Raw genomic sequence first — 15,167 nt, forward strand, 5'->3', positions numbered from 1 at the left:
GGCCCGGTCAGGTGGCCAGGTGGCCCGGGCAGGAAAGCCGAACGGGCGGGCGCTCCCGGAGGAACGCCCGCCCGTCACCCGGCGGTCACTTCAGCAGGACGCGCCAGCCGTCGGCGCCTCCGTCGCCGTCCAGCCGGAGCAGCAACTCCTTCGACTGGCCGGTGTCGTGAAAGGTGAGCACCACGGTCTGCCGGTTCGCCGGGTCGTCCTGGAAGTCGGCGGTGACCGACCCCTGGGCGCCCCGCTGGTAGTCCCGCACCCAGGCGTCCGCGGCGGTCCGGCGCGCGTCGCCCGGGCCGTCCGAGGCGGCCAGCTTCTCCAGCCGGTCCCCGGAGCCGTCGGCGAGCCGCCAGACGACCTGCTGGACGAGGCCCAGGGTGGCGGTGGCCGGATAGCCCGTCACCCGCAGGTGCGGGTGGTTGGCGTAGTCGCCCGCGTACTCCAGTTCGGCGTCCGAGGGCCCGCTGGAGCACCCCGCCAGCAGGGCGGCCGAGAGCAGGGCCGCCGCTGCCGCCGCGATCGGCCGCCCGGGCGTCATCAGCTGGTCCCGAGGGGCCGGACGACGGTGATCCACTCGATCGGGTCGCCCTTCTGCCGGTAGTAGGACAGGACCTCGTTCAGCGTGGTGACATTCGACCGGCCGTGCTGGCGCAGCTCCATCCTGGAACCCCAACTGACTACCACGGCCGCATGGTTGACGACCGATTCGCTCCGCCACTTGAAGAAGACGATGTCACCGGGCCGGGCCTGGCTCGTGCTCGTGAGGTACACCGTGTTGCGGTAGTACAGCAGGTGCCGACGCAGGTTGGCGGCACCGGCCCAGGTGTAGCTCCGGTTCTTGTGCCAGCCGAAGAGCCAGTAGTCGTTCTGCCACCAGGCGCTGTCGAAGGTCTTGAACCCGTACCGGACCCGCATCCCGCCACCGTAGTACAGGGCCTTGGAGACGAAGTTGGTGCAGTCCTGCCCGAAGTCCCAGCTGATGCCGACGTTCCGGCGGGCCCAGTCGGCGGTGCCGTTGTAGTTGTACCCGGCCTGGACGGCGCCGGCCGGCTGGGCCGAGGCGACCGGGAAGCCGTCGGCGCCGAGCGGCACCGAGCCCTGGCTGCCGACGGTGTCGCTCGGCGAGCCGTCGGCCACCTCGACCTGGGCCTGCGCCGAGGCCGAGGAGGAGAGCTTCTGCTCGGCGGCGCTGTCGTCGGCCTCCGAGGTGAGCACCGCGGTGGAGCCGACGGTGAACTCGAACCGCTTCGGGCCGGCGCTCTCGGTCGGCGAGTCCACGCCGTCGGTCCGGATCATCACCGAGTCCTTGACGGTGGCCCGCACCACGACCTTGCCGGCCGTCTTCTGGTCGACCACGACGTCGGTCAGCGAGACCGCCGCCGCGGAGTAGACCTGGTTCTGGGTCGCCAGGGCGTCGCGGTTGGCGACCAGCGAGGCCTCCTGGGTGGCCAGCAGGTCGACGAAGGCGGTGCCGTGCGCGGCCTCCGCCGCGGCGTCGGGCGCGGTGAACCCGGGCTTCATCTTGATCTTGTTGCGGGCGTCCAGGTACTCCTGCACATAACCGCGGTACTGGTCCGGGCCGCCGGCCGTCGGGGTGCCCTGGGCCAGGGCGGAGACGACCGGGGCGGCGCTGCCGTAACTGTTCCGGGCGGTGACCGCGGCCCGGTACGAGCGGGCGTTGTCCAGGCCGGTGACCACGGCGCGGGTGTCGGCGCCGGCCAGCTCCCGGACGAGGGTGCCGTCGGCGGTCTCGACCCGGACGGTGTAGGAGACGTCGCCGACCGAGCCGCGGTCGGACGGCGCGTTCCAGGTGACGAGCAGTCCGGCGTCCCCGCCGGTCGCGGTGACCAGCTCGGCCGGGCCCGGCGCGGTCGGCGCCAGGTAGTCGAGGGTCAGCCGGGGCCGCTGGGCCGGGTTCGCCGCGGTGGCGGAGTAGTACCGGGCGGCGCCGGTCCAGTCGGCCGGCGGGCGCAGGGCCAGCCCGTAGGCCTCGCCCTTCTCGATCCAGGAGCCGACCATCGCGGCCAGGTCGATCTCGGAGAGCCTGGCGGCGGAGGCGAAGCTCTCCGTTCCGGTGGCACCGGTCAGCGCGGCGCCGCCCTGGTCCGGGGTCCAGGCCGAGCCGAGCTGGAAGACGTCCACGGCGGCCTCGTCACAGCCGGGCGTACCGGCCGCGCAGTCCGAGCGGGTCAGCGCCAGCTTGGCACCGACCACCCGGGAGCCCGCCGGAACGGCGGTCAGGTCCGGCTTGAGCCAGCCGGTCCAACTGCTGCCGGCGACCGTGCCGACCCGCAGTTCGGCCGGGTCGGCGGCCGGGCAGGCACCGGTGTCGCAGCCGCCGCCGGCGGTGGCCGTCGAGGCGTCGGCCAGCGTGGGTCCGGTGAGCACCACGGTGGTCGGCGTCGGCGGGGCGGGCGGGGCCTGCACCCGGACGGTCAGCGGCTGGTCGGCGGTCCAGGCGGAGCAGCCGACGGCGGCGCAGCCGCGCGCGGCCCAGGTGTAGCTGCCGCCGTCGACGAGCGCACCGGAGGGCACCTGGACGGAGGCCCGGCTGCCGCTCTCCGCCCAGGCGGGGGGAAGCGCGGTCGGCAGCGGCTGCCCGTTCTGGCCCTTGAGCGCGAACTCGGTGCGTACGCGCCCCTGGTTGGGGTTGGTCACCAGGGCGGAGAGGACCGGGGTGAGGGTCTGCTGGGCGCCGGTCTGCAGTGCGCTCGGCACGTCCGGCAGCGGGCTGACGCTGAAGGTGGCCCAGGCGGACCAGCCCAGGTTGTAGTGCAGCCCGTCGTACGGCGAGGTGCGGAACCGGTAGGTGTGGCCGTACTGGAGCAGGCCGGCCGGGACGGTGACGGAGGCGGGGGTGCCGCTTGCCACGTAGCCGGAGACGTTGACGTTGCCGACCTGGGCGCCGGAGATGGCGTCGACCAGCTGGAAGGTGCCGGTCACCTTGTCCCCGTCGGGGTCGACGAAGGTGTCGCGGAGCACCGGGGTGGTGGTGTCCACCCGCCAGGTGCCGGTGCCGTCCTGGAGGAACGGCGGGCCGGCCTGCTGGTTGGTGCCGGTGCGCGGCCGGTAGTTGTACGTGACCGTCAGCTTCGGCACGTTGGTGGCCGCGTTGGCGGAGTTCACCTCCTTCCAGAACTTGGTGTTGGTCTCGTCGGGGGCGCGCAGTCCCATGCCCGAGGTGGTGTTCTTGGCCGAGGCCCAGGTCTGCACCATGGTGGTGACGTCGGCGTTGATCCAGCCGTCGCCGCCGCAGGCGTCCCGGCCCTTGGTCTCGGTGGACGTCGCCCGCTTGGTGCCCCAGGCCGGCTGGGCGGTCCAGCGCGAGGCGGTGGAGGCCAGGCCGGTGTCGTAGACGTCCCAGGCGTAGTTCAGGCAGTCGCTGTTGCCGGAGTGGAAGTTGTACAGCGACAGGGTGGCGCTGGAGACCAGCGCGTCGGCGATCGAGGCGGTGTTCCAGTTGATGAAGGAACGGGCCTCGCGGGAGCTGCCGTCGGCGTTCTTGGTCCCCGAGTTGCCCCAGTAGATCTCGGTGTCGGCCGACCAGTCGACCGTCTCGCCCTTCTGCACCCGGGTGTCGAAGGCGTTGCCGAGACCGGCGGTGGCCGGGTCGACGGTCACCGGGTAGACGGTGGCCGGGTCGGCCAGGAACGCGGCGTCGGGGGTGAAGACCAGATCGACGTCGTCGCCGTGCTGGACGACCTTGAGGTCGACCTTCGCCTGCCGCGGGTGCTCGCCGGAGCCGGGCGCCGTGGTGGCGTCCCAGGCGACCGGGGCGGGCAGCACGGCGCGCCTGTGGCCGTTCCTCCGGTCGGTGAACAGCACGCTGCCGTCGGGCTGGGGGACGGCCTTCAGGCCCTTGGCCTGGAGCGGCATGGTGTACGAGTAGCCGGGGGCGGCCGGGCGCTGCCTGAGCGTCACGAACTGCTCGAAGCCGGTCCGGGTGGCCTCGACGACCAGGTCGCCGGCGCCGTCGCCGATGGCGTCCCGGTAGGTGGCACGCGGGCCGTCCAGCTCGGGTTCGGGCAGGCCGCCCTTCCACTGGAGGGCCAGCTCGTCGTCGCCGGATCCGAGCGAGACCAGGGTGCGGGCCGCCTCCGCGCCGGCCTGCGACTCCTGGAGCGAACGGGGGCGCTTGCCGCCGGCGCCGGCCAGCTTCATGCCGTTGGGGTGCGCGGCGGGGGCCACCGAGCCGTCGGCGGCGGCCTTGAGGGTGAGGTCCACATCGGCCCAGGCACCGTCGCGCAGGAAGCGCACCGGGCCGGCCGAGAGTTCGGTGGTGAGGGTGCCGTCCGGGTTGACCCAGGTGGTGGAGATCTCGCTGCGCTCGGAGGCCGCCTCGACCCGCTTGCCGGTGGTCCGGGCGGCGGCCCTGGCGGCGGCGATGCTGCCGGTGGGGTCGGTGGCGGCCACCGTCGGGGGCTTGCCGGGGGAGGGCTTGGGCTGTGGCTTGGCCGCGAACGCGACCTGGGCCCCGCCTGCCAGCGACAGTGCCAGCGCGAGGGCCAGCGGACCGCTCAGGGTCCGTCTTGAGACGTGCATCGATGCTCCTTGACCCACTGTTGATCAACAGTGCTGGCGGGAGCATAGGGAAGATCATCTGACGAGATGATCATGACAAGTATGGACATAGGCCCCCAAGGCCTGAGGATTTCCTTGAGAAGTTGATGTGATCGTGACGCGCTGTATACGCACGGACGCGGAAGGGCGGACACCCCTGGATCAGGGGTGTCCGCCCTTCCGGTGGAACCGGTCCGGCTACCTGGTCGCGCGCTTCGCCAGGAAGGTCTCGACCTCGGCCCGGATCTCCGAGGTGTCCAGACCGCGCACGGTCATCGTGGTGCGGCGGCGCAGCACGTCGTCCGTGGTGTACGCCCACTCGCTGTCGGCGGCGTAGGCGACCTGCGCCCAGACGTCCGGCCCGTCCGCGTGGATCGGCTCGCCCAGCTCCGGGTTCTCGTCGATCATGCGGGCGATCTCGAAGGAGAGCGTGCCGTAGTGGCTGGCCAGGTGCTTGGCGACCAGCGGCTCCATCCGGGAGCCGGGCTCGCGGTCGATCAGCAGGCGGTGCGCGACGGCGTTCGGCGCGCCGACGCCCGGCAGCGGCACGGTCGCGGCGATCGGCGAGATGTCCTCACCGAGGGTGGTACCGGGCACGTGCGCGAGCTTCTCCAGCACCGTCCGGCCGATGTGCCGGTAGGTGGTCCACTTGCCGCCGGCGACCGACAGCATGCCGCCCTTGCCCTCGGTGACGACCGTCTCGCGCTTGGCGGCGGCGGTGTCGCCCGGGCCGCCGGGCAGCACCCGCAGGCCGGCGAAGGCGTAGGTGATCAGGTCACGGTCGAGGTGCTCGTCGCGGATGGCGTGGCCGGCCTCGCCCATGATCTGGTCGATGTCGGCCTCGGTGGCCCGGACGTCCTGCGGGTCGCCGGTGTACTCCTCGTCCGTGGTGCCGAGCAGGACGTGGTCCTCCCACGGGATGGCGAACGAGACGCGGTACTTGTCGATCGGGATGGTGAGCGCGGCGCGCCACGGGGAGCGGCGCTTGACGACGACGTGAGCGCCCTTGGAGAGGCGGATCGACGGCGCGGCGCCGGCGTCCTCCATCGTGCGCAGGTGGTCCACCCACGGGCCGGTGGCGTTCAGCACCAGGCGGGCGTCGACGCCGAACTCGGTGCCGTCCAGGCGGTCCTTGAGGTCCGCGCCGGTGACCCGGCCGCCGGTGAACCGCAGGCCGGTGACCTCGGCGTGGTTGAGCACCACGGCGCCGGCGTCGACGGCCGCGCGCACGGTCATCACGGCGACCCGCGAGTCGTTCATCTGGTGGTCGCCGTAGACGGCCACCGAGCGCAGGCCCTCGGTGCGCAGCGCGGGCACCTGCTGGGCGGCGTGCGCGGCGGTGGAGACCCGGCCCATGCCGTCGCGGAAGGCGGAGAGCGCCGAGTACAGGAAGACACCGGCGCCGAGCTTGGGCGCGCTGTGCGGGCCGCCCTTGTAGACCGGCACGAAGAAGGTCAGCGGGTTGACCAGGTGCGGGGCGACGTCGGTGGCGAGCGCGCGGCGCTCCTTGTGGTTCTCGGCGACGAGCTTGACCGCGCCGGTCTGCAGGTAGCGCAGGCCGCCGTGGACCAGCTTGGAGGAGGCGCTGGAGGTGGCACCGGCGAAGTCGCCGGCGTCGACCATGGCGACCTTCAGACCCGCCTGGGAGGCGGTCCAGGCGACGGCCGTGCCGAGGATGCCGCCCCCGATCACCAGCAGGTCGTAGGTGGCCTTGCCCAGCAGCTCGCGGGTCTCGGCGCGGGAGGCGGTGCGGCCGGCGGTGCGCTCGGCGCCCAGGGTCGGGATGGTAGCCATGGTGTGTGTACGGCGGCGCGGGTCGGGCGGCGCCGTTACTCCTCTCGATGTGCGGTGCGGCCCCTGCTGAGAGGCCGGTTCGGCCCGGTGCGGCGGGCCGGTGAAACGGGAGCGTGCCGGTCGGGGCCGAGGGCCCCGACCGGCTTCGCGGTCAGCTCTGTTCGTCCTCCTCCACCCAGCCCATGGTGCGCTCCACGGCCTTGAGCCACTTCTTGTACTCGCGCTCCCGGGTGGCCTCGTCCATCCGCGGGGTCCACTCGGCGGCGCGGTGCCAGTTGGCCCGCAGGGTGTCCAGGTCGCTCCAGAAGCCCACGGCCAGACCGGCCGCGTAGGCGGCGCCGAGCGCGGTGGTCTCGGCCACGTACGGGCGCTCGACCGGGGCGTCCAGGACGTCGGCGATGTTCTGCATGAGCAGGTTGTTGCTGGTCATGCCGCCGTCGACCTTGAGGGCGGTGAGCTCGACGCCGGAGTCCTTCTGCATGGCGTCGACGACCTCGCGGGTCTGCCAGGCGGTGGCCTCCAGCACGGCCCGGGCCAGGTGGCCCTTGGTGACGTACCGGGTCAGGCCGGCGATCACACCGCGGGCGTCGGAGCGCCAGTACGGGGCGAACAGGCCGGAGAAGGCCGGGACGAAGTAGGCGCCGCCGTTGTCCTCGACGGTGTTGGCGAGGGTCTCGATCTCGGCCGCGGTGGAGATGATGCCGAGCTGGTCGCGCAGCCACTGGACGAGCGAGCCGGTGACGGCGATCGATCCCTCCAGCGCGTAGACCGGCTTCTGGTCGCCGATCTGGTAGCCGACGGTGGTCAGCAGGCCGTGGTACGAGTTGACGATCTTCTCGCCGGTGTTGAGCAGCAGGAAGGTGCCGGTGCCGTAGGTGGACTTGGCCTCGCCCTCGTCGAAGCAGGTCTGGCCGAACAGCGCGGCCTGCTGGTCGCCGAGCGCGGAGGCGACGGGCACGCCCGCCAGGTCGCCGACGGCCTCGCCGTAGACCTCGGCGGAGGAGCGGATCTCCGGCAGGACGGCCAGCGGCACGCCCATCGACTCGGCGATCTTCTCGTCCCACGCCATCGTGTGGAGGTTCATCAGCATGGTGCGGCTGGCGTTGGTGACGTCGGTGACGTGCTTGCCGCCGTTGACACCACCGGTGAGGTTCCAGATGACCCAGGTGTCCATGGTGCCGAAGAGGATGTCGCCGGCCTCGGCGCGCTCGCGCAGGCCCTCGACGTTGTCCAGCAGCCAGCGGATCTTCGGGCCGGCGAAGTAGCTGGCCAGCGGCAGGCCGGTCTCGCGGCGGAAGCGGTCCTGGCCGACGTTGCGGCCGAGCTCGCGGCAGAGCCCCTCGGTGCGGGTGTCCTGCCACACCAGTGCGTTGTGCACCGGCTCGCCGGTGTTCCGGTCCCACAGGACGGTGGTCTCGCGCTGGTTGGTGATGCCGATCGCGCGGATGTCGTCCCTGGTCAGACCGGCCTTCTCCAGCGCGCCCCGGACCACCGACCGCACCCGGGTCCAGATCTCGGCGGCGTCGTGCTCGACATAGCCGGGCTGGGGGAAGATCTGCCGGTGCTCCTGCTGGTCGACGGCGACGATCCGGCCGTCCGCGCCGAAGATGATGCAGCGGCTGGAGGTGGTGCCCTGGTCGATCGCGGCGATGTAGTTGCCAGTGCCAGTGGAGGTCATGAGGGTCCTCGGCTCGGGATGGGGGTTGCGGGGGTGGGTGGGTCCGACTCTCTGGTCAGTCCCCGTGCTCGGGCGGGGCGGAAACCCGGGCTCAGAAGGCGACGTGGTACAGGCCGCCGGCCAGCAGGCCGCCGATGACCGGGCCGGCCACCGGGACCCAGGCGTAGGACCAGTCGGAGCCGCCCTTGTTCGGGATCGGCAGCAGCGAGTGCACGATGCGCGGGCCCAGGTCGCGGACCGGGTTGATGGCGTAGCCGGTCGGACCGCCGAGCGAGAGACCGATGGAGACGACGGTGAAGGCGACGATCAGGATGCCGGTGCCGGAGAGGCCGAGGCCCTTGGTCAGGCCCTGGGTGAGGATTCCGAGGCAGAGCACCATGGTGCCGATGATCTCGGTGAGCAGGTTCTGGAACGGGTTCCGGATCTCGGGACCGGTCGAGAAGATGCCCAGGGTCGGCTCCTTGTTGGCCTGGAACTGGCCGAGGTAGGTGGCCCAGACGAGGACGGCGCCGATCATCGCGCCGAGCAGCTGGGAGCCGAGGTAGACCGGGACCTTGCTCCAGTCGCCGGTGTCGACGGCGATGGCGAGGGTGACGGCCGGGTTCAGGTGCGCACCGGACTTGGGGGCCGACATGTAGGCGGCGACCATCACCGCGAAGCCCCAGCCGAAGGTGATCGCCAGCCAGCCGGCGTTGAGGGCCTTCGACTTCTTGAGCGTCACGGCGGCGCAGACGCCGCCGCCGAGAAGTATCAGGGCGGCGGTGCCGAGGGTTTCGCCGACGAAGATGTCGCCGTTGGAGAACGCGGACACAGAGACTCCCTTGTCCATATGGCCCGGAGATGAGGGTGGGGGCAGGCGACCGGACGATCACTGTGCGGGTGAGCGCTGTGTGGGAGTGATCGGCTCGGCCATCGTTCGACATTGTCGACCGTCATGCGGAAGCTTCCTCCCCAGGTCGCCCCCACGTCAAGGGCGGGTTACGCAGCTGTGACCCTTCGCTCGAAGTTACCCATCGGGGAACGCCAAATATGGACAAAACGCTAAGGCGCGGACAGGCATCCCGCCTGTCCGCGCCTCAGCGTGACCATGTCTTCCGATGTGACTCCGGTCGGGTCCGGGCCCGGTCCGTGCCCGGCCCGCCCCCGCCGGACGCGGCTCAGAACCGCCCGGCGCCCAGATCCCGCGAGATCGCCCGCGCCGCGCTGCGCACCGAGGCGACCAGCGACGGTCTGACGAACCCGTCCTCACAGACCCGCTCCACCGCGCCGCTGATGCAGACCGCGCCCACCGGATTGCGCCGCCGGTCCTGGATCAGCGCGCCGATCGAGGCCACGCCCTCCCAGGTCTCCTCGATCGCGTCGGCCCAGCCCCGTTCGCGGGTCAGCGCCGCCTCCGCGTCCACGTCCGCCGGCTCGGTCAGGGTCCGTGAGGTGTACGCCTCCAGCTCGCCCTCGGCCAGCTCGCCGCGCGCCACCGGGTCGTACGCCAGCAGCACCTTGCCCATCGCGGTGCTGTGCAACGGCTGCATCGAGCCGACCTCCAGCACCTGCCGGGTGTCGTCCGGACGGAAGACGTGGTGCACGATCAGCACGCCCCGCTGGTGCAGCACCCCGAGGTAGACCGTCTCCCCGGCCGCTCTGGCCAGGTCGTCCGCCCAGACCAGGGCGCGCGCCCGCAGCTCGTGCACGTCCAGATAGCTCTGGCCGAGGCGCAGCAGTTCGGCGCCCAGCTGGTACTTGCCGCTCTCCGGGTCCTGCTCCACGAACCCCTCCTGCTGGAGGGTCCGCAGGATGCCGTGCGCGGTGCCCTTGGCGAGACCCAGCGCCGTCGCGACCTCGGACAGGCCCAGGCGGCGTTCGCCGCCGGCCAGCAGGCGCATGATGGCGGCGGCCCGGGAAAGCGACTGGATCGGGCCGGGCATTCGGTACCTCCGCGCTGACAGGCGGTCGACAATGTCGACCGCAGTGGTAACGCCACGAGTCTGCCAGTCCACCCCCGGTCCGTGCACCTTCCCCCTCGGTAACCGGCGCTCAGGGCCGGCCGTGCGCCCGCTCCGCCGCCCGCTCCGGTGTCGGCTCCGCCGCCAGCTCCGCCGCCAGCTCCGCCGCCAGGGCGGCGATCCCGTCCGGTCCGACCCGGCAGCAGCCGCCCATCAGCCGGGCGCCGTCCGCCAGCCAGCGGGCCACCCGCCCCCGGCCCCCGGCCGCCCCTGTCGCCCGGAACGTCGGCTCCCCGCGCCACTCCCGGGCCCCCGCGTCCCAGCTCTCGCCGCTGTTCGGATACACCACCACCGGTTTGCCGGTCACCCGCGCCGCCAGCGCCACCGCCCGGTCGGCATCCTGCGGCGTACAGCAGTTCACCCCCACCGCCACCACCTCGTCGGCCTCCGCGGCCAGGGCGAACGCCTCCGCCAGCGGCTGGCCGGCCCGGGTCCGGCCGCCCGCCACGCTGTACGACAGCCAGGCCGGTACACCCAGCCCGCGCACCGCCCGCAGCAGGGCCCGCGCCTCGTCCGCGTCCGGCACCGTCTCCAGCGCCAGCACGTCCGGCCCGGCCGCCACCAGCGCCTCCAGCCGGGGCCGGTGGAACGCCTCCAGCTCGTCCTGGCTCAGCCCGTACCGCCCCCGGTACTCCGACCCGTCCGCCGGCACCGCCCCGTACGGGCCCACCGACGCCGCCACCCAGCGCGGCCGGTCCCCGGCCGCCTCCTCCTCCGCCGCGGCGCGGGCCAGCTCCACGCCGCGCGCCAGCAGCCGCCCGGCCTCCGCCCGGCCCACCCCGCGCCGGGCGAACCCCTCGAAGCTCGCCTGGTAGCTCGCCGTGATCGCGACCTGCGCCCCCGCCGCGAAGTAGGCCCGGTGCGCGGCGACCAGCGCCTCGGGCGCGTCCGCCAGCAGCCGCGCCGACCAGAGCCCGTCCGACAGATCGTGCCCGGCGGCCGCGAGCTGGTTGGACAGTCCGCCGTCCAGCACCAGCGGACCGGCGGCCAGCGCGGCGGCGAAGCCGGCCGGACCGGGAACCGGGGGAGTGACGGGCATGGCGGCCTCCTGGGGCGACGTCGTTCCTGCTCACAGCCTAGGAGCGCGGCGGCGGGCGGCCGCCCGGAAAACCATTTGCCGCAGAGACAAGGGATCGCTACGTTGTGCTCAGCCCGAGAACGACAAGGACGGGCGGGCCCGACCGGGAGAGGAGACCGCCATGGCCGCACAGCCACCCCACGGCGGGGGCGCCGAGCAGGAGTGGCTCGCCTCCTACGACCCGCGCGCCTACACCCCGGTCGCGGTCACGGTCGACGTCGTCGCCCTGACGCTGCGCCACGGCGGCCTGCACGTCCTGCTCGTCGAGCGCGCCGCGCCGCCCTACCAGGGGTACTGGGCGCTGCCGGGCGGCTTCCTGAAGGCCGGGGAGGAGGGTCTCGACGAGGCCGCCGCCCGCGAGCTCGCCGAGGAGACCGGCCTGCACGGCACCGCCGACGCCGAGGCCGCCCTCAGCCGGATCCACCTCGAACAGCTCGGTACCTACGGAGCCCCCCTGCGCGACCCGCGGATGCACGTGGTCTCGGTCGCCTACCTCGCGTTCGCCCCCGACCTGCCCGACCCCCAGGCCGGTACGGACGCGGCGTCCGCCGCCTGGCACCCCGTCACCGCCCTCGATCTCCGGCCGCCCGGCGGCCGGTCCCCAGCAGCCGGTGTGCCCGCCGACACCCACGGGGGTGGCGTCGACGGGCACACCGGCCACCCTCCCGCCCCCCACACCGGAGCCGAGGGGCCCGCCCCCATCGCGTCGGTCCCCATCGCGCTGGCCTTCGACCACGCGCGCATCCTGGCCGACGGCCTCGACCGCGCCCGCGCCAAGATCGAGTACAGCCCGCTGGCCACCGCCTTCCTCCAGTACGACTTCACCATCCCCGAGCTGCGCGCCGTCTACGAGGCCGTCTGGGGCGAGAAGCTCCACCCGGGGAACTTCCACCGCAAGGTGCTCTCCGTCCCCGGCTTCGTCGAGAGCACCGGCACCACCACCGAGCGCGGCGGCGCCCGCGGCGGCCCCCGGGCCCGCAACTACCGCGCCGGCGACGCCCAGCTCCTCCACCCGGCACTGCTCCGCCCCACCCACGAGGACGGGCTCCGCTGACCGGCCCCGCCGCCCATGTCCACGGACCGCGATCCACCGCAGGCCCTCGCGGCACTACCATCCGGCCATGACCACTCAAGAGGTGAGCAGGACGAGCAACCGGCCCAACTCCCACTGCCACTGGTGCGGCACGCCCTACCCGTCAGGTACCGAGGCCTGGCCCCGCACCTGCCCCGGCTGCGCCGAGATCAGCTACCGCAATCCACTGCCCGTCGTGGTCACCCTCCTCCCGGTCACCCAGGAGAGCGGTGAGCGGAGCCTCGTCGTCATCCGCCGCACCATCGAGCCCGGCTGCGGCGAACTCGCCCTGCCCGGCGGCTACGTCGACTACGGCGAGAGCTGGCAGCAGGCCTGCGTCCGCGAACTCCGCGAGGAGACGGGCATCCTGGCCGACGCCGCCGACATCACCCTGGTAGCCACCGACTCCGACACCAACGGCGGCTTCCTCTGCCTCTTCGGCCTGCTGCCCGGCCGCCCGCTCGCCGAACTGCCGCCCTCCAGGCCCACCGACGAGACCGACGGCTGGCAGCTCTCGACCCCCGAGACCCCACTCGCCTTCGCCTTCCACACCCGGGTCTCCCGCGCCTGGTTCAACGGCGAGTTCACCCGCCGCTGACCGGCCGCTGACCAGCCCGCGCACCCCCGGGGCAGACCCTGGCGCACCGGCCGATCACATGGCAGGGTCTGCACCGACAGCCCCAACCGGACGGGCCCTGCCACAAGCACTCCCGTCCCATCCACCGGCCGGGAGACCACCACCGTGAGCACCCCATCCCAGGATCAGCCGCTCTGGCGCCCCAACCCCGCTCGCGCCGCCGCCACCAACCTCGTGGCCTTCCAGGCCTGGGCCGCCGAACACCACGGCGCACCGGCCGCCCCCCTCGCCCCCGCTGACGACGACCAGCAGGCCGCCCGGCGCTACGCGGATCTGCACACCTGGTCCACCGAGGACCTCGACCGCTTCTGGACCGCCGTCACCCAGTGGTTCGACGTCCGGTTCACCCGGGCACCCGAGGCAGTCCTCGCCGACCCGGCCATGCCCGGCGCCCGCTGGTTCCCCGGGGCCCGCCTCAACTACGCCGAGCACGCCCTGCGCGCCGGCGAACCCGGCCCCGACGGCCGGCCGAGCGCCAACGCCGACCGCCCGGCCGTCCTCCACCTCGACGAGACCACCGAGCAGCCCGTCGTCCTCACCTGGGCCGAACTCCGCCGCCAGGTCGGCTCGCTGGCCGAGGCACTCCGCGCCCAGGGCATCGGCCCCGGCGACCGGGTCGGCGCCTACCTGCCGAACATCCCGCAGGCTGCCGTCGCCCTCCTCGCCACCGCCGCCGTCGGCGCCATCTGGACCAGCTGCGCCCCCGACTTCGGCGCCCGCAGCGTCCTCGACCGGCTCCAGCAGATCGAACCCGCCGTCCTCTTCGCCGTCGACGGCTACCACTACGGCGGCAAGGACCACGACCGCACCGAGGTCGTCGCCGAACTCCGCCGCGAACTCCCCACGCTGCGCACCGTCGTCCACGTCCCCGTGCTCGGCGCACCCGCCCCCGACGGCGCCCTGCACTGGGACGACCTGGTCGCCCACGACGTCGAGCCGGTCTTCGAGGCCGTCCCCTTCGACCACCCGCTCTGGGTCCTCTACTCCTCGGGCACCACCGGCCTGCCCAAGGCCATCGTCCAGAGCCAGGGCGGCATCCTGGTCGAACACCTCAAGCAGGCCGGCCTCCACCTCGACCTCGGCCCCGGCGACCGCTTCCTCTGGTACACCTCCACCGGCTGGATGATGTGGAACTTCCTCCTCGCCGGCCTGCTCACCGGGTCCACGATCGTCACCTACGACGGCAGCCCCGGCCACCCCGACACCGGCGCCCTCTGGTCCGTCGCCGCCCGCACCGGCGCGACCGTCCTCGGCACCTCCGCCGCCTACGTCATCGCCAGCCGCAAGGCCGACCTCCACCCCGGCCGCGACCTCGACCTCTCCGTCGTCCGCTGCATCGGCACCACCGGCTCCCCGCTCCCGCCCGACGGTTTCCGCTGGATCTACGACGAGGTCAAGGAGGACGTCTGGCTCGCCTCGGTCAGCGGCGGCACCGACGTCTGCTCCTGCTTCGTCGGCGGCGTCCCGACCCTCCCGGTCCACCTCGGCGAGATCCAGGCCCGCTGCCTCGGTGCCGCCGTCGAGTCCTGGGACGTCCACGGCCGCCCGCTCACCGACGCCGTCGGCGAACTCGTCGTCACCAAGCCCATCCCGTCCATGCCCACCGGTTTCTGGAGCGACCCGGACGGCATCCGCTACCACGACAGCTACTTCGAGATGTACCCCGGCGTCTGGCGCCACGGCGACTGGATCACCGTCACCTCCCGCGGCACCGTCGTCATCCACGGCCGCTCCGACTCCACCCTCAACCGCCAGGGCGTCCGGATGGGCTCCTCCGACATCTACGAGGTCGTCGAGCGCCTCCCGGAGATCGCCGAATCCCTGGTCATCGGCGTGGAGGAGCCCGAAGGCGGCTACTGGATGCCGCTGTTCGTCGTCCTCGCCCCCGACGCGACCCTCGACGACGACCTCATCGGCCGCATCCGCACCACGCTGCGCACCGAACTCTCCCCGCGCCACGTCCCCGACGAGGTGATCGCCGTCCGGGGCCTGCCGCACACCCTGACCGGCAAGCGGATCGAGGTCCCGGTGAAGCGCCTGCTCTCCGGCACCCCGCTGGAGCAGGCGGTCAACCCCGGCTCCGTCGACAACCTCGAACACCTGCGCTTCTTCGAACAGCTCGGCCGGGACCGCCGCGGGTAGCCCCGCGTACGGCGAAGGGGCGTCTCCACCACCGCCGCCCGAGACCGACGGCCTCACCACGACCGTGTCGCCGACCGCCTCGCCGACCGCCACCGCCACCGCGACTGCGACCGCCACGGCGACCGCGACCGCCACTCCGCGAAGAGGCCGGGATCACCGCCCGGGAGTGGACGCCGCTGGGCAACGTCGCCCTGATGACCCGCAAC

10 protein-coding genes and 1 pseudogene are annotated in these 15,167 nt (G+C 73.1%); 3 read left to right on the plus strand and 8 right to left on the minus strand.

What is annotated here, in order from left to right:
- Positions 1–85: 85 nt before the first annotated feature.
- The 8 genes and pseudogenes from AB0P06_RS24250 to mmuM all read right to left on the minus strand — a co-directional run bounded on the left by AB0P06_RS24250 (position 86) and on the right by mmuM (position 11,071).
- Positions 86–538, minus strand: coding sequence for a hypothetical protein (locus AB0P06_RS24250; protein WP_363610641.1), 453 nt, complete (start codon positions 536–538; stop codon positions 86–88).
- Entirely contained in the window at positions 538–2,718 is a 2,181-nt protein-coding gene (locus tag AB0P06_RS24255) for an amidase domain-containing protein (RefSeq protein WP_363610675.1), read from the minus strand. Before AB0P06_RS24255 ends, AB0P06_RS24250 begins: the two co-directional genes overlap by 1 nt.
- Before the next feature lie 15 nt (positions 2,719–2,733).
- Positions 2,734–4,542 (minus strand): annotated as a pseudogene (locus tag AB0P06_RS24260) (DNRLRE domain-containing protein); the annotation flags it as partial.
- A gap of 216 nt (positions 4,543–4,758) precedes the next feature.
- On the minus strand, positions 4,759–6,354 hold the full coding sequence (locus AB0P06_RS24265) for a glycerol-3-phosphate dehydrogenase/oxidase (RefSeq protein ID WP_363610643.1): 1,596 nt from the start codon (positions 6,352–6,354) through the stop codon (positions 4,759–4,761).
- Between the two features lie 151 nt (positions 6,355–6,505).
- A complete protein-coding gene (gene glpK, locus AB0P06_RS24270) occupies positions 6,506–8,032 on the minus strand; it encodes a glycerol kinase GlpK (protein ID WP_363610645.1) in 1,527 nt (508 codons plus the stop codon).
- 91 nt (positions 8,033–8,123) lie between these two features.
- Positions 8,124–8,843, minus strand: a complete 720-nt coding sequence (locus AB0P06_RS24275; protein WP_363610647.1) for an MIP/aquaporin family protein — start codon at positions 8,841–8,843, stop codon at positions 8,124–8,126.
- Between the two features lie 346 nt (positions 8,844–9,189).
- Positions 9,190–9,954 (minus strand): IclR family transcriptional regulator, encoded by a 765-nt coding sequence (locus AB0P06_RS24280; protein WP_363610649.1) that lies wholly within the window; start codon positions 9,952–9,954, stop codon positions 9,190–9,192.
- Between the two features lie 109 nt (positions 9,955–10,063).
- Positions 10,064–11,071: a homocysteine S-methyltransferase gene (mmuM, locus tag AB0P06_RS24285; RefSeq protein WP_363610651.1), complete on the minus strand. Its 1,008-nt coding sequence runs from the start codon at positions 11,069–11,071 to the stop codon at positions 10,064–10,066.
- A gap of 160 nt (positions 11,072–11,231) precedes the next feature.
- Here mmuM and AB0P06_RS24290 point away from each other — a divergent pair, with 160 nt between their 5' ends.
- The 3 genes from AB0P06_RS24290 (at position 11,232) to AB0P06_RS24300 (ending at position 14,961) form a co-directional block, all read left to right on the plus strand.
- Positions 11,232–12,164, plus strand: a complete 933-nt coding sequence (locus tag AB0P06_RS24290) for an NUDIX domain-containing protein (protein WP_363610653.1) — start codon at positions 11,232–11,234, stop codon at positions 12,162–12,164.
- Between the two features lie 67 nt (positions 12,165–12,231).
- Positions 12,232–12,780, plus strand: coding sequence for an NUDIX domain-containing protein (locus AB0P06_RS24295; protein ID WP_363610655.1), 549 nt, complete (start codon positions 12,232–12,234; stop codon positions 12,778–12,780).
- Between the two features lie 144 nt (positions 12,781–12,924).
- Positions 12,925–14,961 carry an acetoacetate--CoA ligase gene (locus AB0P06_RS24300; RefSeq protein WP_363610657.1) on the plus strand — a complete coding sequence of 679 codons (2,037 nt, stop codon included), beginning with the start codon at positions 12,925–12,927 and terminating at the stop codon, positions 14,959–14,961.
- Positions 14,962–15,167 lie beyond the last annotated feature (206 nt).

Origin of the sequence: Kitasatospora sp. NPDC088351, from assembly GCF_040685575.1 — a bacterium.
In the GTDB taxonomy this organism is placed as follows: Bacteria; Actinomycetota; Actinomycetes; order Streptomycetales; family Streptomycetaceae; genus Kitasatospora.

Excerpts from the sequence above, each read along its gene's own strand:
- AB0P06_RS24250 (WP_363610641.1), bottom strand. The coding sequence starts at position 538 with ATGACGCCCGGGCGGCCGATCGCGGCGGCAGCGGCGGCCCTGCTCTCG.
- AB0P06_RS24265 (WP_363610643.1), bottom strand. The coding sequence starts at position 6,354 with ATGGCTACCATCCCGACCCTGGGCGCCGAGCGCACCGCCGGCCGCACC.
- glpK (WP_363610645.1), bottom strand. The coding sequence starts at position 8,032 with ATGACCTCCACTGGCACTGGCAACTACATCGCCGCGATCGACCAGGGC.
- AB0P06_RS24280 (WP_363610649.1), bottom strand. The coding sequence starts at position 9,954 with ATGCCCGGCCCGATCCAGTCGCTTTCCCGGGCCGCCGCCATCATGCGC.
- mmuM (WP_363610651.1), bottom strand. The coding sequence starts at position 11,071 with ATGCCCGTCACTCCCCCGGTTCCCGGTCCGGCCGGCTTCGCCGCCGCG.
- AB0P06_RS24290 (WP_363610653.1), top strand. The coding sequence starts at position 11,232 with ATGGCCGCACAGCCACCCCACGGCGGGGGCGCCGAGCAGGAGTGGCTC.
- AB0P06_RS24295 (WP_363610655.1), top strand. The coding sequence starts at position 12,232 with ATGACCACTCAAGAGGTGAGCAGGACGAGCAACCGGCCCAACTCCCAC.